Source organism: Bradyrhizobium sp. SMVTL-02 (assembly GCF_051853005.1).
GTDB lineage: Bacteria > Pseudomonadota > Alphaproteobacteria > Rhizobiales > Xanthobacteraceae > Bradyrhizobium.
Genome location: NZ_CP182469.1, coordinates 1,787,453 through 1,808,387, shown reverse-complemented (window position 1 = coordinate 1,808,387; position 20,935 = coordinate 1,787,453). Strand labels below are relative to the sequence as shown.

General features: G+C 65.3%; 20 protein-coding genes and 2 pseudogenes. 13 read left to right on the top strand and 9 right to left on the bottom strand.

Features of this window, described 5'->3' with window-relative positions; all coding sequences use genetic code 11:
- The first annotated feature begins 82 nt into the window (after positions 1-82).
- Both ACNJYB_RS08475 and ACNJYB_RS08470 read left to right on the top strand, forming a co-directional pair.
- A pseudogene (locus ACNJYB_RS08475) lies at positions 83-722 on the top strand (TetR/AcrR family transcriptional regulator).
- 66 nt (positions 723-788) lie between these two features.
- Positions 789-1,194: pseudogene (locus ACNJYB_RS08470) on the top strand (DUF4864 domain-containing protein).
- Here ACNJYB_RS08470 and ACNJYB_RS08465 read toward each other — a convergent pair.
- Together ACNJYB_RS08465 and ACNJYB_RS08460 are read right to left on the bottom strand one after the other, a co-directional pair.
- Positions 1,191-2,456: an MFS transporter gene (locus ACNJYB_RS08465; protein ID WP_439373520.1), complete on the bottom strand. Its 1,266-nt coding sequence runs from the start codon at positions 2,454-2,456 to the stop codon at positions 1,191-1,193. The pseudogene ACNJYB_RS08470 and the gene ACNJYB_RS08465 sit on opposite strands and share 4 nt — an antisense overlap.
- Positions 2,354-2,656 carry a hypothetical protein gene (locus ACNJYB_RS08460; protein ID WP_439375817.1) on the bottom strand — a complete coding sequence of 101 codons (303 nt, stop codon included), beginning with the start codon at positions 2,654-2,656 and terminating at the stop codon, positions 2,354-2,356. Before ACNJYB_RS08460 ends, ACNJYB_RS08465 begins: the two co-directional genes overlap by 103 nt.
- Between ACNJYB_RS08460 and ACNJYB_RS08455 the strand changes: the two genes are divergently transcribed.
- The 8 genes from ACNJYB_RS08455 to ACNJYB_RS08420 all read left to right on the top strand — a co-directional run bounded on the left by ACNJYB_RS08455 (position 2,643) and on the right by ACNJYB_RS08420 (position 9,987).
- Positions 2,643-3,047, top strand: coding sequence for a hypothetical protein (locus tag ACNJYB_RS08455; protein ID WP_439375506.1), 405 nt, complete (start codon positions 2,643-2,645; stop codon positions 3,045-3,047). The two genes, ACNJYB_RS08460 and ACNJYB_RS08455, sit on opposite strands and share 14 nt — an antisense overlap.
- Before the next feature lie 73 nt (positions 3,048-3,120).
- Positions 3,121-3,405: a hypothetical protein gene (locus ACNJYB_RS08450; protein WP_439373519.1), complete on the top strand. Its 285-nt coding sequence runs from the start codon at positions 3,121-3,123 to the stop codon at positions 3,403-3,405.
- A 9-nt stretch (positions 3,406-3,414) separates the two neighbouring features.
- Positions 3,415-4,839, top strand: coding sequence for a TolC family protein (locus ACNJYB_RS08445; protein WP_439373518.1), 1,425 nt, complete (start codon positions 3,415-3,417; stop codon positions 4,837-4,839).
- A gap of 13 nt (positions 4,840-4,852) precedes the next feature.
- Positions 4,853-6,190 (top strand): copper oxidase, encoded by a 1,338-nt coding sequence (locus ACNJYB_RS08440; RefSeq protein WP_439373517.1) that lies wholly within the window; start codon positions 4,853-4,855, stop codon positions 6,188-6,190.
- A 32-nt stretch (positions 6,191-6,222) separates the two neighbouring features.
- Entirely contained in the window at positions 6,223-6,678 is a 456-nt protein-coding gene (locus ACNJYB_RS08435) for a cupredoxin domain-containing protein (RefSeq protein ID WP_439373516.1), read from the top strand.
- 16 nt (positions 6,679-6,694) lie between these two features.
- Positions 6,695-6,997 (top strand): copper-binding protein, encoded by a 303-nt coding sequence (locus tag ACNJYB_RS08430; protein WP_439373515.1) that lies wholly within the window; start codon positions 6,695-6,697, stop codon positions 6,995-6,997.
- A 353-nt stretch (positions 6,998-7,350) separates the two neighbouring features.
- Complete coding sequence (gene flhA, locus ACNJYB_RS08425; protein WP_439373514.1) at positions 7,351-9,492, top strand: flagellar biosynthesis protein FlhA; 2,142 nt, start codon at positions 7,351-7,353, stop codon at positions 9,490-9,492.
- A gap of 294 nt (positions 9,493-9,786) precedes the next feature.
- Complete coding sequence (locus ACNJYB_RS08420; protein ID WP_439373513.1) at positions 9,787-9,987, top strand: hypothetical protein; 201 nt, start codon at positions 9,787-9,789, stop codon at positions 9,985-9,987.
- A 209-nt stretch (positions 9,988-10,196) separates the two neighbouring features.
- Here ACNJYB_RS08420 and ltrA read toward each other — a convergent pair whose 3' ends face one another.
- From ltrA to fliI, 7 genes are all read right to left on the bottom strand, one after another.
- Complete coding sequence (gene ltrA / locus ACNJYB_RS08415) at positions 10,197-11,576, bottom strand: group II intron reverse transcriptase/maturase (RefSeq protein ID WP_439368145.1); 1,380 nt, start codon at positions 11,574-11,576, stop codon at positions 10,197-10,199.
- Between the two features lie 612 nt (positions 11,577-12,188).
- Positions 12,189-13,409, bottom strand: a complete 1,221-nt coding sequence (locus tag ACNJYB_RS08410; protein ID WP_439373512.1) for an NAD(P)/FAD-dependent oxidoreductase — start codon at positions 13,407-13,409, stop codon at positions 12,189-12,191.
- Between the two features lie 103 nt (positions 13,410-13,512).
- A complete protein-coding gene (locus ACNJYB_RS08405) occupies positions 13,513-14,472 on the bottom strand; it encodes an AraC family transcriptional regulator (RefSeq protein ID WP_439373511.1) in 960 nt (319 codons plus the stop codon).
- Positions 14,473-14,709: 237 nt separating this feature from the next.
- The gene (locus ACNJYB_RS08400) at positions 14,710-15,768 is read right to left on the bottom strand and encodes an anti-sigma factor (protein ID WP_439373510.1); all 1,059 of its coding nucleotides are present in this window, start codon (positions 15,766-15,768) and stop codon (positions 14,710-14,712) included.
- A gap of 74 nt (positions 15,769-15,842) precedes the next feature.
- Positions 15,843-16,388: a sigma-70 family RNA polymerase sigma factor gene (locus ACNJYB_RS08395; protein ID WP_439373509.1), complete on the bottom strand. Its 546-nt coding sequence runs from the start codon at positions 16,386-16,388 to the stop codon at positions 15,843-15,845.
- A gap of 316 nt (positions 16,389-16,704) precedes the next feature.
- On the bottom strand, positions 16,705-17,124 hold the full coding sequence (gene fliJ, locus ACNJYB_RS08390) for a flagellar export protein FliJ (protein WP_011084990.1): 420 nt from the start codon (positions 17,122-17,124) through the stop codon (positions 16,705-16,707).
- 121 nt (positions 17,125-17,245) lie between these two features.
- Positions 17,246-18,571 (bottom strand): flagellar protein export ATPase FliI, encoded by a 1,326-nt coding sequence (gene fliI, locus ACNJYB_RS08385; RefSeq protein WP_439373508.1) that lies wholly within the window; start codon positions 18,569-18,571, stop codon positions 17,246-17,248.
- Between the two features lie 443 nt (positions 18,572-19,014).
- Here fliI and ctrA point away from each other — a divergent pair, with 443 nt between their 5' ends.
- The 3 genes from ctrA (at position 19,015) to ACNJYB_RS08370 (ending at position 20,932) form a co-directional block, all read left to right on the top strand.
- Positions 19,015-19,716, top strand: a complete 702-nt coding sequence (ctrA, locus tag ACNJYB_RS08380; RefSeq protein ID WP_008138878.1) for a response regulator transcription factor CtrA — start codon at positions 19,015-19,017, stop codon at positions 19,714-19,716.
- A gap of 408 nt (positions 19,717-20,124) precedes the next feature.
- Positions 20,125-20,529: a DUF350 domain-containing protein gene (locus ACNJYB_RS08375; RefSeq protein ID WP_439373507.1), complete on the top strand. Its 405-nt coding sequence runs from the start codon at positions 20,125-20,127 to the stop codon at positions 20,527-20,529.
- A 1-nt stretch (position 20,530) separates the two neighbouring features.
- Positions 20,531-20,932, top strand: a complete 402-nt coding sequence (locus ACNJYB_RS08370) for a hypothetical protein (protein WP_439373506.1) — start codon at positions 20,531-20,533, stop codon at positions 20,930-20,932.
- Positions 20,933-20,935 lie beyond the last annotated feature (3 nt).

Sequence of the window (20,935 nt, the reverse complement as noted above, 5' to 3'; positions counted from 1 at the left end):
CCCCGCGCCACCAACGCGATGCAGCCCTGCACAGGTCCGGCAAGGGTTCAATCTAACCAATTCGTGATCTACATTGACCGGCATGGACGACCATACCGACCAGACCCGAAAGCCCCGCGCCGACGCCGTGCGCAATCGCGAGCGCGTGCTCGAGGCCGCGAAGACCGTGTTCAACGCCGGCGGCCCCGAGGCGAGTGGAAGCTGTGGCCAAACGCGCCGGCGTCGGCATCGGCACCCTCTACCGGCATTTTCCGACGCGCGAGGACCTGTTCGAGGCAGTGTACCGGCGCGAGGTCGAGCAGCTCAGCGAGCTCGCCGAGCAGTTGAAGACTACGAAGGATCCGATCGACGCGCTCAGGCGCTGGCTGCGCTCGGGTGTCGAATTCGTTGCCACCAAGAAGGGCATGGTGGCAGCCCTGGCACTCGCAGTGCAGAGCGGCTCCGAGCTGCATGCCTTCTCGTTCGAGCGCCTGACCACGGCGATCGGCTCGCTGCTCGATCGGGCCGTCGCGGCCGGCGCGATGCGCGCCGACATCAGTCCCGAGGACTTGCTGCGCGCGTTCTTCGGCATGTGCTACATGCACGACCAGCCCGGCTGGCAATCCTCGGTGCTGCGGATGCTCGACGTGTTCGTCGACGGCCTGCGGGTGCAGATGGCCGCCAAGGCCAGGCTGCGCCCGGCGGGGAGGCCAGCGAAACCGGCGGTGAAACGCAAACGATAGCGTGCCCGTATGTCCCATGGGGCGTGCTAGGATCAGCACCGCCGGGATTTCAACGCGGAGCCTCTCATGCGCATTACCGCCTTGCTGGTCGCTCTCACTCTTGCCCTTGGTCCTGTCTCGGCAGGCGCCGGCGATGTCTCGGCGGCACAGGGCGTCATTCGAGCCCAGGAGCAGGCCTTTGCACGCGACGATGCGGCCGCGGCCTATTCTCACGCCGCGCCTGCAATCAAGGAGATCTTCCCCGCCCCCGGCCTCTTCATGTCCATGGTGCAAAGCGGCTACGCGCCGGTCTAGTCACAAGAGTTTTGAATTTGGCGAGAGCAGGAGCGAAGGCAACTGGATCGCGCAGCGCGTCCACATCGTCGACGCCAATGGGGAAGCCTGGGAGGCGCTCTACACGCTCGAGCAGCAGGCGGACGGCAGCTACAAGATCACCGGCTGCTCGCTCCTGAAGGCGGGACAGGCAGTTTAAGTGGCAAAGCCTGGACCGGCCCTGACGGAGCCTATCCGCGAGCGGATCAGCAGCAGCACGACGATGCCGATATTGAGCGCGTTCCAGGCGACGCCGTTGGCGAAAGCCGCCCCGTAGGAGCCGGTGGCATCGAAGATCACGCCGGACACCCAGCCGCCGAAGGACATGCCGAACACCGAGGCGAAGATCACGATGCCGACGCGGGTTGCGGCTTCGCTCGCCGGCATCGCCTCGCGCACGATGATGGCGTAGCTCGGCACGATGCCGCCCTGGAACAGGCCGAACATCGCCGAGATGATATAAAGCGAGGTGAGGCTGTCGAAGAACAGATAGAACGCCAGCGCAAAGCCTTGCGCCAGCGATCCCACCAGCAGCGTGCGGATGCCGCCGATCTTGTCGGCGAGATAGCCCGAGCCGATGCGGCTGACGATGCCGCAGCCCATCATCAGCGACAGCATCTCGGCGCCGCGCGCGACGCCATAGCCGAGATCGCCGCAATAGGCGACGATATGCACCTGCGGCATTGCCATGGCGACGCAGCAGGAGATGCTGGCGATCGAGAGCAGCACCGTCAGCGTGTTGGTCGACAGCTTGAGATCGACCCGCGGCGGAGGTGCCTTGGCGTGGTCATGGACCGTGTCATTGCCCATCTGCGCGCGCAGGACCAGCACCAGGATCGTCATCAGGCTGACGCAGACGAGGCCAATTGCGATATGGGTGTGGCGCCAGCCGATCGACTGCATGCCCCAGTTGACGATCGGGGGCCACATCGTTCCGGCGACATAATTGCCGCTGGCAACGATGGTCACGGCAAGTCCGCGATAACGCTCGAACCAGTGCGAGGCCTCCGCCATCAGCGGCGCGAAGGTCGCCGATGTTCCGAGCCCGATCAGAAAATAGGCCGCTATGAACTGCCAGAGCTGCGTCGAAAGTCCGGCCAGCGTATTGGCGACGCCGAGGAAGGCGATGCTGATCGCCATCGCGTGCACGATGCCGAAGCGGTCCGTAATCTTGCCGGCGATCACGCCGCCGAGCCCGAAGCCGAACATCATGAGGGTGAAGGCCAGCGACACCGCGCCGCGCGTGGCGGCGAATTCGGCCTGCACCGCCGGAATCATGACGACGATCGCCCACATGCCGACGCCGCCGATCGAGCCGATCACCAGCGCAATGACGAGCCGCATCCAGGCCTGACGGGAATCAGGACTGAACGAGTGTGGTCTTTGTTCTGGATCATTTGGCGCGTGCACGGGCCCGACCATGGCTCGCGGATCAGCGAAGGGTCAAGCAACGTGGCGATATATTGGCCATGCGCGGTGCACTGCGGTAAAATGCGCTTGGCGAATGCGCGTTTTGCCACTAGTTTGCAATCAGCGTGTGCAACCTTGCCGCGCGAGGAGCCTGTCGGCGGAATGTTGTTGCGGTTGACGCGGTCGATGCGGATCAGGGTGGGGCGGATCATCGCCCTCGCCTATCTGTTCTGCGTGCTCGCGCCGGCAGCAAGCCTTGCCCTGAGCAATGGCCCTGCGCCGTGCCTTGACGGCGCATTCCTCGCCGGTCCGGTGCCGGCGCATCAGCAGATGGCGAGCCATCAGCATGGCGATGCGTCGCACGAACATGCGGGAACTCACGCGCATCACCAAACTGCCGCAAAGGACGCACCCGCTCCGCATCACCATGGCGGCAAGAGAACCGTGGGTCCTTGCTGCGCGATGATGTGCGTGAGCGCGCTGCCGGCCGATCTGCCCAGCGTCGCCACACCGGTCCAGCCGACGTCGACCTGCGCGCCCGAGATTGCGGCCAGCCTGCACAGCACGGCGCCGCCCCAGCACTACCGCCCCCCCATCGCCTGATCTGACGCAACAACGTCGGTCCGAGCGCGCTTTTGCGCGCGCGAACCTGTGATTTCGAGATCAGGGATGAATCATGCTTGCGCTTTCCGGGGCGAAGTCTGCCGCCGCATCTGCGGTGGGTGGACGACATTTTCGATTCAATTGGCTGCTGCCGGCCTTTGCCGCGCTGGCGCTGTCCGGCTGCATGCCGGCAACGACACAAATCGCCAGCGCCGACCCGGCCGATCCCGCGGCGAAGGTGGCAGGCGTCGGCTATCGCTCGACCATTGCGCCCTATACCAGTCTGCGGCCTGCAACACCGGCGCCATGGCGCGACCGCAACGACGCCGTGACACCGCAGCCGAAGCAAGGCCGGTAGGGACGCGCCATGGCACACCATCTTGCGCGGAGCCTGCTCCTGCTCACCGCGTTCGGGCTGTCCGGCTGCATGGCGTTCTCGCCGGACGGCGGCATGACGACGGTCTCGGACCTTGCGAGCCAGACGATCAACAAGGATGTCGCCTTCGTCCGATCGGCCGAAGGTGCCCAGGCCGTGAGCGCGACCATCCGCCGGTTACTGGCGCGCACGCTGACCACCGAGACTGCCGTGCAGATTGCGCTGCTCAACAACAAGGGGCTGCAAGCCGCTTACAACGCGCTGGCGCTGGCCGAAACCGAGCAGGTCGAGCAGAGCCTGCCGCCCAATCCCGTGTTCTCGATCTCGCGCATCTCGGGCAATGGCGCGAACGAGATCGAGCGGCAGGTTGTCGGTGACATCCTCGCCCTCGCAACCCTGCCGTTCCGCTCCGAGATCGCGCGCGACCGCTTCCGCCAGGCGCAATTGCGCGCTGCGCTGGCGACGCTGCGGCTCGCAGCCGAGGTGCGCCGCGCCTATGTCCGTGCTGTCAGCTGCAACGAGCTGGCGGTGCTGCTGACGGACGCGAAGGCGACGGCGGAATCGACGGCCCAGCTCGCCGTCAAGCTGGGCGAGACCGGCTCGATCAACAAGCTCGACCAGGCCCGCGAGCAGGTGTTCTACGCCGAGACCACTGCTGACCTCGCGACCGCGCGGCAGGCTGCGACAAGCACGCGCGAAAGATTGGCGCGCCTGATGGGGCTGTGGGACGACGGCCTCGACTTCCGTCTGCCCAACCAGTTGCCGCCATTGCCGCGCCGGCCGCAGGCCCTGCCCTCGATCGAGGCCGACGCGGTCGCCCATCGCATCGATCTGCAGATCGCACGGCTGGAACTGACGGCGCTGGCTAAATCGCTGAACCTCACAGAGGCGACGCGCTTCGTGACGCTGCTCGATCTCGCCGGCATCTCCCGTCGCACCCAGGATCCGGAAGGGCCGCCGTTCCGCGAGCGTGGCTTCGACGTGCAGTTCCAGATCCCGATCTTCGACGGCGGCGAGGTCCGCGTACGGCAGGCGGCGGAGACCTACAATCTCGCCTTCAACCGCCTGACCGAGCGTGCCGTGAACGTTCGCTCGGAAGCCCGCGATGCTTATCGTGTCTATCGCTCCAGTTACGACATCGCCAGCCACTTCCAGCGGGAGATCGTGCCCTTGCGCAAGATCATCACCGAGGAGATGCAGCTGCGCTTCTCCAGCATGCAGGTCGACATCTTCGCGCTGCTGACCGAGGCGCGGCAGCGCCTGGCGTCGCTACGCGGCGCCATCGATGCCAGGCAAAGGTTCTACCTCGCACAGTCCGACTTGCAGACCGCCGTCAATGGCGGCGGCTCGCCCGCTTCCGGCGGCGACACTTCAACCACCATCGCCGCGGCAGCGTCCGCCGATGGCGAGCACTGAGACGGAGGCCAGCATGTTTTCCCGCCGAGGATTTCTGGGCACCGCCGCGCTCGCCAGCGCGTCGGCCATCAACGGCCGCGTCCAGGCCGCATCGATTCCGGAAGCGCCCACCATGGACAAGGTGGTGATGCAGCCGCCGCTGCACCCCACCAGCGGGCCCGACTATCGCCCCGTCGTCACGCTGAACGGCTGGTCGCTGCCGTTCCGCATGAACGGCGACTGGAAGGAATTTCACCTCGTTGCCGAGCCCGTGGTGCGCGAATTCGCCGAGGGCATGAAGGTGAATCTGTGGGGCTATAACGGCCAGTCGCCGGGCCCGACCATCGAGGCGGTCGAGGGCGACAAGGTCCGCATCTTCGTCACCAACCGCTTGCCCGAATACACCACCGTGCACTGGCACGGCATGATCATCCCGAGCGGGATGGACGGCGTCGGCGGGCTGACCCAGCCGCACATCGATCCGGGTAAGACCTTCGTCTACGAATTCGAGATGAAGAAGAGCGGGACCTTCATGTACCACCCGCACTCCGACGAGATGGTGCAGATGGCGATGGGAATGATGGGCATGGTCGTCGTGCATCCGCGCGATCCGAACTTCCGGCCCGTCGACCGCGACTACGTTTTCGTGATGAGCACCTATCGCGTCGATCCCGGCAGCTACCTGCCACAGGTCAACGAGATGACCGACTTCAACATGTGGACCTGGAATTCGCGGGTGTTTCCGGGCATCGATCCGCTGCCGGTGCGGCTCGGCGACAAGGTTCGCGTGCGCATCGGCAATCTCAGCATGACCAATCATCCGATCCATCTGCACGGCCACAGCTTCGCAGTGACCTGCACCGACGGTGGCTGGATTCCGGAGAGCGCGCAGATTCCCGAGACGACCACCGACGTCCCCGTCGGCGCCATCAGGGTGTTCGACGTGCTCGCCGACAATCCCGGCGACTGGGCGTTCCACTGCCACAAGTCGCACCACACCATGAACGCAATGGGGCACGCGGTGCGCACCCTCATCGGCGTGTCGCGCAAGGATCTCGCCAAGGCCGTCGGCAAGCTCGCGCCGGATGCGATGGCGATGGGCTCGACCGGCATGGCGATGGGCAGCATGGAGATGCCCGCGCCGGACAACACGCTGCCGATGACGACGGGCACCGGGCAGTTCGGCCCGATCGAGATGGGCGGCATGTTCACGGTGATGAAGATCCGCGAGGAGCTCGCGCGCGACGATTACCGCGATCCCGGTCCGTACAAATTCCCGCAAGGCACCGTCGCCTACGAGGTCACGGCACCGGCCGCGGAGCCGGCGCGACAAAAGCCAGGCAGCCCGCCGGTGAAGAACATGAAGATGTGAGCGTTTCGATGAACCACCAAGCGGAGACTACAATGAAGAAGACTGTCAAACTCGGCCTTGCGCTGGCTGCGCTTTCGATCGCACCCGCCGGCGCGCACGAAAATCACGGTCATACGTCCTTTTCCGCGGGCGAGCCCGGCGATCCCAAGAAGCCGGCGCGCACCATCGAGATCGTGCTGAGCGAGATGTCGTACGAACCGTCGAAGATCGAGGTCAAGCAGGGTGAGCAGATCCGCTTCGTGCTGCGCAACGTGGGGAAGGAGGACCACGAGTTCCTGCTCGCAACCACCAAGGAGAATCTCGCGCATGCCGAGATGATGAAGAAGCATCCGCACATGGAGCATGACGAGCCGAACGGGGTGCGGCTTGCCCCGAACAAGACGGCCGAGATCGTCTGGAAATTCACCAAGGCAGGCATCTTCGAATTCTCCTGCCTGATCCCCGACCATCGCGAGTACGGCATGGTCGGCGACGTCACGGTGAAATGAGTCAAAGGAAAGAGCCATGAACAACATCATCCGCATCGCCACGGCGCTCGCGTTGAGCGCAGGTCTGACCTTCGGCGCCCTCGCGGCGCAGAGCGCTTCGATCAGCGGCGAGGTCAAGAAGATCGACGAGAGCGCGGGCAAGATCACGCTCAAGCACGGTCCGGCCAAGAGCCTCGGCATGGAGGAGCCCATGACCATGGTCTACCGCGTCAGGGACCCCGCCCTGCTCAAGCAGGTGAAGGTCGGCGACAAGGTGACCTTCGAGGCCGAGGAGGCGACTTCGGGGTACACGGTGACGAAGATGGAGAAGGCGAAGTAGGGGCGCCTTCCCCCTTCACGGTCATTCCGGACGCGCCGCTGGCGCGGGGGGCCCGGAATCCGAGTCTCCACGACACTTTCATCGCGATGGATTCCGGGTTCGCACTTCGCGCGCCCCGGAATGACCTCCCGTGGGCCCCAAAACACCCCGGTCCTTCTGCCGCCCCTCCGTTAACCCTTTGCTAACCATACACCGGGCAAAAATTGCCGGGTGAAGTCGAGTGTCGTCAGCCGCGTAGAACGGGAGCTCCCGTGGACGCCAGTGCGGTGCCTCACTTTCGGAACGGCGGCCCATCGGCCGCCGCGCAGACGTTTGGGGCGCGCGGCCGGCAGTCGCGCGGGGAGGCAGCTACCATGGTCGACGTCACCGCGGGACAGGGCGTAGGCGGCGGAAAGCCCGGCGTCCCCTCCCTCAACGAGATCGTCAACATCCTCAAGCGCGGCGACATCGCGCTGGCGCTCGGCATCCTCACCATCCTGGTGGTGCTGATCCTGCCCCTGCCCGCGATCGTGCTGGACCTGTTCCTGGCGATCTCGATCACGCTCTCGATCCTGATCCTGATGACCTCGCTGTTCATCCAGGCGCCGCTGGAATTCTCGGCCTTTCCGACCATCCTGCTGATCTCGACCATGCTGCGCCTGTCGCTCAACATGGCCTCGACCCGCCTGATCCTGTCGCACGGCCACGAGGGCACGGACGCCGCCGGTCACGTCATCGAAGCCTTCGGCAGCTTCGTGATGGGCGGCAATTTCGTCATCGGCATCATCGTCTTCGCCATCCTGATCATCGTCAACTTCGTCGTCATCACCAAGGGTTCGGGCCGCATCGCCGAAGTTGCCGCGCGCTTCCACTTGGACGCCATGCCCGGCAAGCAGATGGCGATCGACGCCGATCTCTCCGCCGGCCTGATCGACGAGAAGATCGCCAAGCAGCGGCGCAAGGAGCTCGAGGACGAGAGCGGCTTCTTCGGCGCCATGGACGGTGCCTCCAAGTTCGTCCGCGGCGACGCCATCGCCGGCCTCCTGATCGTCTTCATCAACGTCGTCGGCGGCATGATCATCGGCGTGGCACAGCAGGGCATGTCCTTCGCCGACGCCGGGCGCAGCTACACGCTCCTGACGGTGGGTGACGGCCTCGTCACCCAGGTGCCGGCGCTGATCGTCTCGACCGCCGCGGGCCTGCTCGTCTCCAAGGCCGGCGTGTCCGGCGCCGCGGACAAGGCGCTGATGAAGCAGTTCTCGGGCTATCCGCAGGCGCTGGCGATGTCCTCGGCCGTGATGCTGGTGCTGGCGGCGCTGCCGGGCATTCCGACCATCCCCTTCCTGGCGCTCGGTGCTGGCGCCGGCGCGCTGGCCTGGCACGCCCGCAACCACAAGCGCACCGCGGTGAAGGCCGAGGAAGCCGCCAACGCTGCGCCTGCCGCCGGTGTACCGGGTGCAGCCGGCGCCGCGGCGGCGGAAGAGCCGATCTCGGCCGCGCTCAAGATCGACGACCTCAAGATCGAGCTCGGCTATGCGCTGCTGCCGCTGGTCAACGGACCCGACGGCACCGACCGCCTCACCGAGCAGATCAAGGCGCTGCGCCGCTCGCTCGCGATCGAGATGGGTTTCGTGATGCCGGCCGTGCGTATCCTCGACAACGTCCAGCTCGAGGCCAACACCTACATCATCAAGATCAAGGAGGTCGACGCCGGCACCGGCAAGATCTGGCCGAACCAGTTCATGGTCATGGACCCCGGCGGCAGCCAGGTTCAGGTGCCCGGCATCCACACCACCGAGCCGACTTTCGGCCTGCCCGCGACCTGGGTCGATGCCAGCCTCAAGGAGGAGGCCTCGCTCAAGGGCTACACCGTCGTCGACGCCGCGACCGTGCTCTCGACCCATCTCACCGAGCTGCTCAAGGCCAACATGTCTGACCTGCTCTCCTATGGCGAGGTGCAGAAGCTGCTCAAGGAATTGCCGAAGGAGCAGAGCGAGCTGGTCAAGGACATCGTCCCCGGCCAGGTCACGGTCTCCGGCATCCAGCGCGTGCTGCAGCTGCTGCTCGCCGAGCGCATCTCGATCCGCGACCTCTCGACCATCCTCGAAGGCATCGCGGACTCGCTCGCCTTCTCGCGCAATCCCTCCACCATGGTCGAGCACGTCCGCGCCCGCCTGGCCCGGCAGATCTGCGCGCAGAACACCTCCTACAACGGCTATCTGCCGCTGATCGCGCTGTCGGCGCGGTGGGAGCAGGCCTTCGCCGAATCCATCATCGGCCAGGGCGAGGAGCGCAGCCTCGCCATGCAGCCCTCGAAGCTGTCGGAATTCATGACCGCCGTGCGCGAGGCGTTCGAGCGCGCTGCCCGCGAAGGCGAGGCGCCGGTGCTGGTCACCTCTGCGGCAATTCGTCCCTTCGTGCGCTCGCTCGTGGAGCGGTTCCGAGCCCAGACCACCGTGTTGTCGCAAGCTGAAATCCACCCCAGGGCGCGGTTGAAAACGGTCGGAAGCATCTGATTTGCCTTAAGAAGCCGTGTGTTTTTCGGCCACATGCAAATGGTTTTTGAGTTCCTGGCGCCTTGTGGACCAAAGCCTCGAAAGACGCCCTGTGGGCACATTACACCTTTGAAATGATTATAAAAAAGAGCGATCAACAGATTCTTTTGATCGCGATCTTTCACGTTCCGTCACGCTCTTGTGATCGCCTCTTGGGAACGAATCCCGCCAATACTACGTTGTTTGACACCGGAAGCATGAACCTGCCTTAACCGGCCGGCGACTACTTCAGGGAGGTGGCGGCAGGAGACTTCCATGAACCACTCGATCTACAGCGCCGATCGCGCGACCCATTTGAAGGTTGTGGTCGTCGCCCTCGTCGCAGGGTTCGTGGTGGCAGGCTTCGGCATCACGGCACGCTTGGGCTCGGATGAGGGTCTGACCCAGACGGCCCGCGTCATCAAGGCCGGCAAGCCGGTCGTTATCACCAGCTCGAACGCGTCCCTCGTTCGATAAGGAGATCTGAGAAGTTTTGTGAATTCACGCGGCTCTTTACCAGCCCCCCAAAGTCGCCACGTGGATATGTAGACGACCCCAACCCCAAGTCGACTACGGAAAGCGCCCGCCCCCCACGGGCGCTTTCTCTCGTCTGGGGTACCTTCGTCATTGCGAGCGCACGCGCGTCAAACTCGTCATTGCGACCGCAGCGGTCGCGGTAGGGACGCTCATTGCTGGGCGCCCCCCGCACAGATCCGTACGTGCGGCTTTCCCGCATACGGCTCCCACCTCGGGTGAGTAGCGGTGAAGCGTGTTCGGGGCCAAGGATGGAGGATTTGTGGCTTGGGGAGCAAGTCGGAGGCAAGCCGCGCGACCCGCTGCCACGTGGTCCCGTCAATCTGGCTGCGGCGCCGAAGCATCCGCCTCCATTGTTCGGTGACGAAGTAGCGGAAGGCGCTGAGCGCTCGGCTGTTGGTCGGTACCGCGTGGTAGTTGAAGTACCCGGTAACGACCTGCCGCAGCCATTTGCCCTGTTCGAGCACCGACTGGTGCATACGCCGTCGCATTCCCTGCTTCACGGCTTGCAGTTTCGCCCGCATGCGGTCTTTGCGAGACTTGCGCCTGATCTGGAACTTGCCTTGCTTGGATCGGCTGCAGATGAAGGTGAAGCCGAGGAAGTTGAAGGTCTCCGGCTTGCCGAGCCCGCGCCGCCTGCGGTTGTCCTCCGCATGACGTCCGAACTCGATCAGCCGGGTTTTCTCAGGGTGCAGTGACAGCGCGAACTCCTGCAGCCGTTTGCGCAATTCTTCGAGGAAGTGCCGGGCCTCATTCTCATGCTCGAAGCCGACGATGAAGTCGTCAGCGTAGCGCACGATGATCATGTCACCCGCGGCCTCGCGCCGTCTGAAGCGTTCGGCCCACAGATCGAGGGCATAGTGCAGGTAGATGTTGGCAAGCAGCGGCGAGATCACCGCCCCTTGTGCCGTCCCCTGTTCGCTGACCCTGACCGTTCCTTCTTCGAGAACACCCGCCTTGAGCCATTTGCGGATCAGACGGATGATACGCTGGTCGCCGGTCCGATGTTCGACGAAGCGGATGAGCCATTCCTGGTCCACCATGTCGAAGAACGAGCGGATATCGGCGTCAACAATGAAGTTCACCCGCCGGCTCTCGATTCCGACCAGCAGCGCATCCATCGCATCGTGCGCGCTGCGCCCGGGCCGGAACCCATACGAGAACCCGAGGAAGTCCTCCTCGTAGATCGCGTTGAGCACCGTAGCGGTTGCCCGCTGAACGATCTTGTCCTCGAGGGACGCAATCGCCAGCGGTCGCTGCCGCCCATCCTGCTTCGGGATATGGACCCGCCGCGACGGCTGCGGCCGGTACGCTCCCCGGTGAACACGAGCATGCAGGTCCTCAAGATTGGCCTTGAGGTCTTGCTCGTAGTCCCGCCACATCATTCCGTCCACACCCGGCGCGGCATGCTTCTTCAGCGCGAAGAACTCCGCCTCGAGCAGTTCAGGCGTGATGTGGTGAAGCAGCGCAGTGAACCTCTCCTTCTTCCTTTCCCTTGCAGTTCGCCGTATGCGTTCCAACGCCTGTGTCACGCTTGTCCGGCTCGGCGTCCGGGGCGTGCTTTGCTGGTCCGCATTCCCCTTGGTCGCGGCCCTTCGCTCCACCAACTCCTCCGCGGATCGCTCCGCTTCGTTCGCAGGCTTCGACGCTACTACGGCCGCCTCCGACTTCCCGCATCCGTTCGTCATCGGCTTTGGCTCCTCGCCTTCCCGATGCGGACCTTGGGGGCATGTTGCCATCGGTCAGATGCGGGACCTCCCAGGTTCCGACGCGGTCCTTTGCTGCGTGATGGGGTCTTCGACCACGGCAGAGCGTCAGCGCCTCGCATAACGGCGCCGCACATGTTGCCTTCGACGTTGCTTACCGGCTCGGCCTCTGCGAGTTTCTGTCTTTCGCGGCTCAATAGCCCACCCCACAGCATCGTTGTGTACGCTTCGCAGCCGCCGTTGCCGACGGCCACGCAACACTCACTACCGGGCGCTCGCTACCGCTTACCCGGACCGGACTTCCACCGGTTGGACCACGCCAGCTTGCCTGGCGCACAAGCAATCCAGACGGCCTCCCGCCGAAAGATTCTGGACTTGCTTCACTTGCTTCGCTGCGGTCGCAATGACGGAGCAAGGGGCACGGCCCTCGCCTCCCAACTACCTCGCCCCATACGTCGGCGGCGGTGCCTGCACGGTCGGCGCGGCGGCCGCGAACAGATCGTCCTTGCTGCCGGTGAGCGGCGGATAGATGCGCTTGCAGTTGATGGTCTGCTTGGTCGCCTTCGCGGCCTGACCGGTCGTGCGGACCGCGCGATCCCACCCTTCCGTATAGAGCGCGCCCCAGCCCCCGAGATCGAGCACGGTCACGTACCAGTCGATCCGCAGCGGCAGCATCGGCTCACCAACAAGATCAGCCACCACATTGTGGCCGGCGAAGCGGCCCATGGGCCGGGCGAACTGACAGGACATCACGGTCGGATGCAGCCCGTCGACCACGCTGGAGGCGACGTCGCCGGCCGCGAACACGCCAGGCAGATCCGCAACGCGCATGAAGGGATCGACCAGCAGGCGCCCGAGGCGATCGCGCGCACCCGGAAAGTTTTCGGCCAGCCGGTTCGCACGCATGCCGGCGCACCAGATCACGGTCTGGGTCGGGAGGAACTCGCCCGAGCTGAGGTGGATGCCGGCGGCCTCGATCGATACGACGCGCGCGCCGAGCCGCGTCTCGACATCGAGCGATGACAGGGCGGATTCGATGACGGGACGCGCATGCGCGCCGATGGTGGCGCCCACGGAAGGATTGGGATCGACCAGGATGATGCGACGGCTGCCGCTGATGCCGGCGCGCGCCAGCCTGTCAGGCATTTCGGCCGCGACCTCGATGCCGGTGAAACCGGCGCCGACCACCACGACGGTCGAACGCCCCGGCGACGGCGCGCTGCGTCCGAGCGAGGCGAGATGATCCTCGAGCCGAAGCGCCGCAGCATAGGTATCCACATCGAACGCATGGTCGGCGAGGCCCGGAATGTCGGGACGCATCACCTCGCTGCCGAGCGCGAGTACGAGGCGGTCATAGCTCAGCGTGTCCTCGCCGCCGCTGGTGACGAGCGATATCCGACGATGCGCCGGATCGATGGACTCGACCTCGCCGAGGCTGTGCGCGACGCCGATCGGATCCAGCAACTGCGCAAGCGGAAGCGCGACCTCGCTGAGGTCGGTCTCGTAATTGCGCACGCGGATGTTGTGATAGGGGTTGCGGTCGATGACACGGATCTCGATGTCATGGCCGCCTGCGCCGATCTCGTCGCGCTTGCGCGCGGCGCCGATGGCCGCCCACAGCCCTGCAAACCCGGCGCCGAGCACGACGATACGCGCCATGTCCGCCTACTCGCACTTTCCGAAGAGATCCTGCCGCCTGCCCGCGGGCTAGATATAGCTCATTCGTCGGCATCGGCAACGGGGCGCCGCTGGGCCGCTGCGCTCACGCCTGGCGCAGTTCCGACGGCGTCGCACCGAAGCGCTTGCGGAAGGCGCGATTGAAATAGGACAGGTCGGAGAAACCCGAGGAATGCGCGATGTCGCTGATCTTGCGCGCCCGCGCACGGGGATCACTGAGCTGCTTTCGCGCCAGCAAGAGGCGCTGCTCCAGCACGAACTCGGTGAAGGTCGTGCCAGCCTGCTCGAATAGGCGCTGTGCCTGACGCGGGCTGAGCCCCGAGCGCTTCGCGACGTCAGCCAAACAGAGATCGTTGCGACCGAGCGCGGCCATCACGTCGGCCCGCATCAGGTCGAGGCGGGACGCCGCGTGCCCGCGGCCGTGCGCAAGGCTTGCGTGCTCGGCATCGGTGCCGAGCAGCAGACCGACGAGATCGACCATGTGCTGCGCGGTCAGGCGCTGGCCGACGGCGTCGAGATGCGGCGCGTGGTTGGCGGCGAGCGCATGATAGCGGAAGATGGTCTCGGCAATCGCGCCGTCGGACAGCACCTGCGAGAGCTTCTCCTCGGCGCGCGGATTGATGTCCAGCAGCGCGCGGCGCGGCATGCGGATGCTGGTGAAACGATCCTCATTGGTGTGGCCGACGGTGCCGGTGATGCCCATGTCGACGAGCAGCATCTGCGCGGGCGCAAGCTCGACGGTATGGCCGTTCTGCCCGACGCGAACGAGGCCCGCATGTGCCGCGATCAGGACGAGATCGTCGCTGCCGTCGGCGAGGTGGCTCTGGCTGCGCGAATATTGCGCGGAGGCGCCTTCGGGAATGGCGAGCACGATATTGTCGACCACGCTGATTTGGAGCCGGCAATCGATGCTGTCGCCCTGGCTCGGCCCGATGTCGAGGCCGCAGGCCCCAACGGCCCTGTCGCGCCAATGCTCGAAGGCCGGACCGTGCGGCAGGCCTGCATATCGGTGAATGAAGATGCCCGGCGTTTTCGCTGCATCCATCTGATGTCCCGCCCCTCTTCGGCACAATGATCGGCCGCGCCGACTGCAAATTCCGGGGATTTGACGCGGCGAATTGCCGGGAGGTTCAAACCGGCATGGGATTTGGCCCGGCTTGTCGAAATGCGACGGTGGGGTGGACGGGGGCGACAGGAACGTTCTTGTAGCCTGCATGAGCGAAGCGACATGCGGGAGCACTTTCTCCGGATATTGCTTCGCTTATCCGGGCTACGGCAGCCCCTACTTCTTCGCGGGCGCCTGCGGCTGCGCCGGCGGCACGGTCTCGATCAACTTGCCGGTGAACACCGGCGCGGAGGTCGGCTGGCCGTTGGGCGAGCCGCCGGCCTGCTCGATGGTGACGGCATAGGTGGCGTCGTTGACGAGGTCGGCGTCGTAGCCGGCGAGCAGCGGACGCGCGGTGAACTCGCCTTGGCCGATCACGCCGAGCGAGCGCGGGCGCGGCAGCTTGTCGGAGATCAGCCAGAGTTCGAAACTCTTGCCGGGCTCAGGCGTCGCGCCGACCTTGCGCACGGTGAAATTCCGCGTCGCGCCGTCGATGGTGAGGATGAAGGCCGGACCGCCGCCCTGGCCCTGCAGCAGCGCGACGTATTGCGCGGACGCGGCGAGCGGTGCCGGCGTCTTCACCTCCACAGTCCGGATGCGCGGCGCCGGACGCAACGCGCCCGGCAGCGCGTCGGGCTGGAAGATCTGGAGCGACAGCGTCACCAGCAGCGCGGCCGCGAGCGCACCGACGGCAGACGCGATGGTGCGCCAGCGCTTCACACGGCCCTCGAGCCGGATCACATTGCTGTTGTCCGCGACCGGCGCCCGCGGCTCATGCACCACGTCCGGATCCGGCGCATGGACCCGCGGCATGAAGATCGGCGTGACGTCGGACAGCGTATCGGAAGCCGGTCGCGCCGCTTCCGGCGACTCCGCTGCGGAAGGCTGCGGCTCGGCCGGCGGCGCGCTGTCCGAGGGTGGCGGCAACACAGCGTCAAACGGGGACGGTTCCGGCGCAGGCGCGGGAGGCGGCGCGGCTTCGGCCGGCGCGGGCTGCTCCTGTGCAAAGCCCGTCCGCGCGAGTTCGGCCCTGATGTTCTCCCACACGATCGGGCGCGGCTCGATCGTGCCGACCATCTGGTTGAGGACACCGAGCCGATAGGACCAGGACTGCACGATTTCGGCGAACGCCTTGTCCACCGCCATCATGGTCTCGACCTGCGCGCGCTCGTCGGCGTCGAGCGTGCCGAGCGCATATTCCGCGGCGAGCGCGATATGGTCCTCCGTGTAGGCCATCACATTCCTTCACCTCTCCCTGCGGAAGAGGTGAAGCGAGAACGCTGCGTCAGCATAAACACTCTCATCATCCTCTAAAGTCCGAGGCACTCCCGGATATCCAGCATGCTGCGCCGCAGCCACGTCTTCACCGTGTTGACGGGCGCTGCAAATTTCTCCGCCAATTGCTCGCGGCTCCAGCCGTTGTAGTAGGCGAGCAGCACGAGCTTCTGACGGTCCGGCTCGAGCCGGCCGATGCATTCCAATAGCCGCTTCAGCTCCTCGGTCATCTCGCGGCGCGCCAGCGGATCGGGGCTCTCGGCGGCAACCTCCATCGCCTGGGGCTCTTCCTCGATGGAGGCTTCCGACTTCTTGCGTACGATGTCGATCGCACGGTTGCGCGCGATCGACGCCATCCACGTGATCGGCGATGAGAGCGCCGGATCGAACTGACCAGCGCCGTTCCAGATCTTCACGTAGGTCTCCTGAATGACCTCCTCCGCGAGATCCTGCCGACGCAAGATACGGAGAACGACGCCATAAAGTTTCGCGCGCGTGGCGACGTAGAGGCGCTCGAACGCGGCCTGATCGCCCCTGGCGACCGCCTCGATCAGCCCGACCAGCTCTGCTGGCGTCAGCATTCAGCCCCCTGCAACGCGGCCCGTCGCATCCCTTCACCTCTCCCCGACGGGGAGAGGTCGATTTGCGCAGCAAATCGGGTGAGGGGGCGCAGGACTGACGGGAGACCGTCACCCCTCACCCGGCGCTCCGCGCCGACCTCTCCCAAGAGAGAGGTGGGCACCGCCGTCGCTGGCACAGCATTCATTCCCGCTACCATAGCGCGCGGCAAAGCCGACCACCAAGGGGCGTGGCGCCACGCTGTGGAAAGCCCATACGAAAACCCGGACCTTGCGGGTCCGGGCTTGGCAAATTCTCGGCAGGTTTGCGGCTGGCGCGTCAGGCGACGGCGCCGATGCGGGCGCGCATCAGGCCGATGCTGTCGAGGTCGGCCTGCTCGCGGGCGTTCTCCTCGGCGCGTTCGCGGGCCTGGTCGCGCTCGTCGAGGAGCTCGACCTTCTTCAGCTCCTCGAAGGCCTCGGCCAGCGCGGCCTTGGCTTCGTCGAGCTGTCCCTTCAGCTCGTCGGCCGAGCGGGTCAGGTTTTCGCGGCGCTGGATCGCGGCCTTGGCGTAGGTCGGATAGGCGAAGTGCGAGGGATCGTTGATCCCGGCACGCTCCTGCTCGGTCTGGATCTCGCGTTCGAGATCGACCGACATCCGCTGGAAATCGGCGATCATGGTCTCGATCTGGGTGACCCGGCGGCGCTTCTCGTCGACCTGGAACTTCTTCAGGCGGATGAGGGTATCACGTGACTTCATCGACTCGTACTCCCCAGAAGTCCCCTAGCTGCACGTGGGACGGCACCGGTCTCCCCACAGGCCCCGTGAGGGCCAAGACCGGCTCTGCTACTCTGTGGGATCGGATGATGGACCGACAAAGTTAGCGTTCCGTTTCCAAATTGCCGAGGATTTGCGCCAACTGGCGATAGCCCTCCGCCAGTGAGGCATTTTCGTCCTTGCGCTGCCGCAGGAACGCTTCCAGCGGCTCGTGCAGGCGAATCGCCTCGTCGACCTCGGGGCTGGAGCCGGCCCGGTAGGCGCCGAGCCGGATCAATTCCTCCATGTCGGCATAGGTCGCCATCACCGCCCGCGCCTTCTGGATGACCGGCCAGAACTGTGGATCGGCCGATTTCGGCATGGTGCGGGAGACGGACTTGAGGATGTTGATGGCGGGGTAGCGGCCGCGCTCGGCGATCGAGCGCTGCATCACGATGTGGCCGTCGAGAATGCCGCGGACGGCATCCGCGATCGGCTCGTTGTGGTCGTCGCCGTCGACCAGCACCGTGAAGATCGCGGTGATCGCGCCCTCGCCGAGGCCAGGCCCTGCTCGCTCCAACAGCTTCGGCAGCTCGGTGAAGACGGTCGGCGTGTAGCCTTTGGCGGTCGGCGGCTCGCCGGCGGACAGGCCGATCTCGCGCTGGGCCATGGCAAAGCGCGTTACCGAGTCCATCAGGCAGAGCACGTCCTGATCCTCGTCGCGGAAATACTCGGCGACCGCGAGCGTCAGATACGCCGCCTGGCGGCGCATCAGCGCCGGCTCGTCCGAGGTCGCGACCACGACGACCGAACGTGCGAGGCCCTCCTCGCCGAGATCGTCCTGCAGGAATTCCTGCACCTCGCGGCCGCGTTCGCCGATCAGCCCGATGACGCTGACGGCGGCATCGACGTTGCGTGCGAGCATCGACAGCAGCACCGACTTGCCGACGCCGGAGCCCGCGAAAATGCCCATTCGCTGGCCGCGGCAGCAGGTCAGAAACGTGTTCATCGCGCGCACGCCGAGATCGAGCGGGCTACCTACGCGCTTGCGCGAATGCGCCGGCGGTGGGGTATTGCGGAACGGCATCGGCGAGGACCCCTGCGGCAGCGGCCCCTTGCCGTCGATCGGCTCGCCCAGCGCATTGACGACGCGGCCGAGCCAGGCCGCACAGGGCCGCACCTGGTTGGCCGCATTGGCGATGACCGCCTTGCAGCCGCGGCGCACGCCGTCGAGCCCGGCGAACGGCATCACCACGGCGTTGTTGCCGGAGAAGCCGATCACCTCGCAGGGAATGGAACGGTTGGCCCCGGTTTCGATCACGAGCCGCGCACCCACCGACATCGCATGGATGGGACCTGCCACCTCGACCATCAGGCCGCGCACGCCGACCACGCGCCCATAGATGTTGACGCCGTCGATGTCGCCGATCTGTTCGGCTAGAGCTTTCATACGAGGGCCTTCATGCAACGCGCCTTCGCAAGAGGGCCTTCATGAGGTGATCGCTAGCATGTCCGGGCGTTCACTGTGAAACCCTTAAGTTTCGCCATATTTCTGAACGGCGCTTAACTCCGTGTTTACCCGCATCATTAATCATTGCGTCACTGTCTTTGTGACTGAGCGTGACTCCCCTTCAGAAGAAGGCTGAGTCGCGGGAGTCGGTTAGGCCCGTCTCTTAAAGTGGAGCTTGAACGGATCGGGGTGACGAAAGCTGCTTCCTGCGCAAGACCTTAGGGCGATTCGGCAAAAATTGCACCGGGGGGACTTGCGTTCCAGAATCAGAGTTTGTTAACCATCTGTTGTCAGGATCCGAATCAGTTGTTCAAAGGCGTTTTGTTGAGTGCCGCGAATGCGGCCGACCTGACGCCCGGGAGCGGCGACTATGGGGAACTGGCATGCGCGTTTTGCTGATTGAAGATGACAGCGCCGTCGCGCAGTCGATCGAGCTGATGCTGAAGTCTGAGAGCTTCAACGTCTACACGACCGATTTGGGGGAAGAAGGCGTCGATCTCGGTAAACTTTACGATTACGACATTATTCTCCTCGACCTCAACCTGCCCGACATGTCCGGTTACGACGTGCTCAAGCAGCTCCGGGTCTCCAAGATCAAGACACCGATCCTGATCCTCTCCGGCCTCGCCGGCATCGAGGACAAGGTCAAGGGTCTCGGCGTCGGCGCCGACGACTACATGACCAAGCCCTTCCACAAGGACGAACTGGTGGCCCGCATCCACGCGATCGTGCGCCGCTCCAAGGGCCATGCCCAGTCGGTCATCCAGACCGGCGACCTCGTCGTCAACCTCGACACCAAGACGGTGGAAGTCGGCGGCCAGCGCGTGCATCTGACCGGCAAGGAATACCAGATGCTGGAGCTCCTCTCGCTCCGCAAGGGCACGACCCTCACCAAGGAAATGTTCCTCAACCACCTCTATGGCGGCATGGACGAGCCGGAGCTGAAGATCATCGACGTCTTCATCTGCAAGCTCCGCAAGAAGCTCGCCAACGCCTCCGAAGGCCGCAACTTCATCGAGACCGTGTGGGGCCGCGGCTACGTGCTGCGCGAGCCGCACGAGCACGAAGAGCGCATCCCCGCCTGATCCTAGCCTTTAGGTCGCAAGCCCCGGGGCTTGCTCCTCCCAGCCTGGACCCCGCCGCAATGGCGGGGTTTTCGTTTTTTGGGTACCCTCTCCCGCTTGCGGGAGAGGGCCGGGGTGAGGCTGTCTCCGCATCGAGAGAGCCCCGTTTTACGGCATCTTGCGCGGCTTGAGGGCGCGCCTCGTCCTTCGAGACGACCGCTTCCAGCGAGCTCCTCAAGATGGGGCTCAGCGGCATCGGCGCTCGTCGAAACTGCTGCCACGCACCGCGCCCTCATCCTCGAGGGCCCGCCGGAGGCGGGCGTCTCGAAGGATGCGCCGCAGAGCCCGTGGCTACAACCTCCCCTCTCTTAACTTTTGAACCGCTACACTCTTCCCGCCGACGAATGGTCGCTGCACGATGGGGGAACGATGATCCTGCAATCACTCGCCGGCCTGCCCGCCTTCCTGGTCTATTTCTGCACCGGGCTGATTGCGATCGTGGCGTATCTGTTCGTCTATACCCGCATCACCCCCTACAACGAGTTCCAGCTGATCCGCGACGACGAGCCGGCCGCCGCGATCGCGCTTGGCCTCAGCCTGCTTGGCTTCGTGGCGCCGCTGGTCAGCGCCATCGCGCATTCGGCCAATGTGCTGGACTGCCTGATCTGGGCGATGATCGCGCTGATCGTGCAGGTCATCGTGTTCTTTCTCGTCAAGGTGCCGGTGCCGAACCTGTCGGCGCGGATCGCCGCTGGCGAGCTTGCGCCCGCCATCTGGCTCGGGCTGTCCTCGCTTGCGGCGGGCCTCCTCAACGCCTCCTGCATGATTTACTGACATGGCCGACAAACCCACCACCAAGGAGTTTGGCAGGCGCCGGCCGCGCTTGCCGGCGGACCTGCCGCTGCCGCCGAGGGAGCCGGTGAAGCGCTCCGGACATGTGGCGCTGCTCGTGATGGGCACGATCGCGGTCGGCACCACCGCCTACACGCTGATGCCGCGGCAGACCTGCGAGCCCCCGCCGGGCGCCGTGCCGGGGCAAACAGTCACAACGTGCACCAGTAGCAGCAGCAACTCGTCAGGCGGCAGCGGCGGCTCGGGCTCCTCGTCACGATCGAGCTTCTACAACAGCGATTCCTCCAGTCATTCCTCGTCAAGCACGTCGTCCGACTCCGGCCACAGCAGCGTGAGCCGCGGCGGCTTCGGCGCGTTCGGTCATGGTTTTTCGGGCGGCGGCTGATCC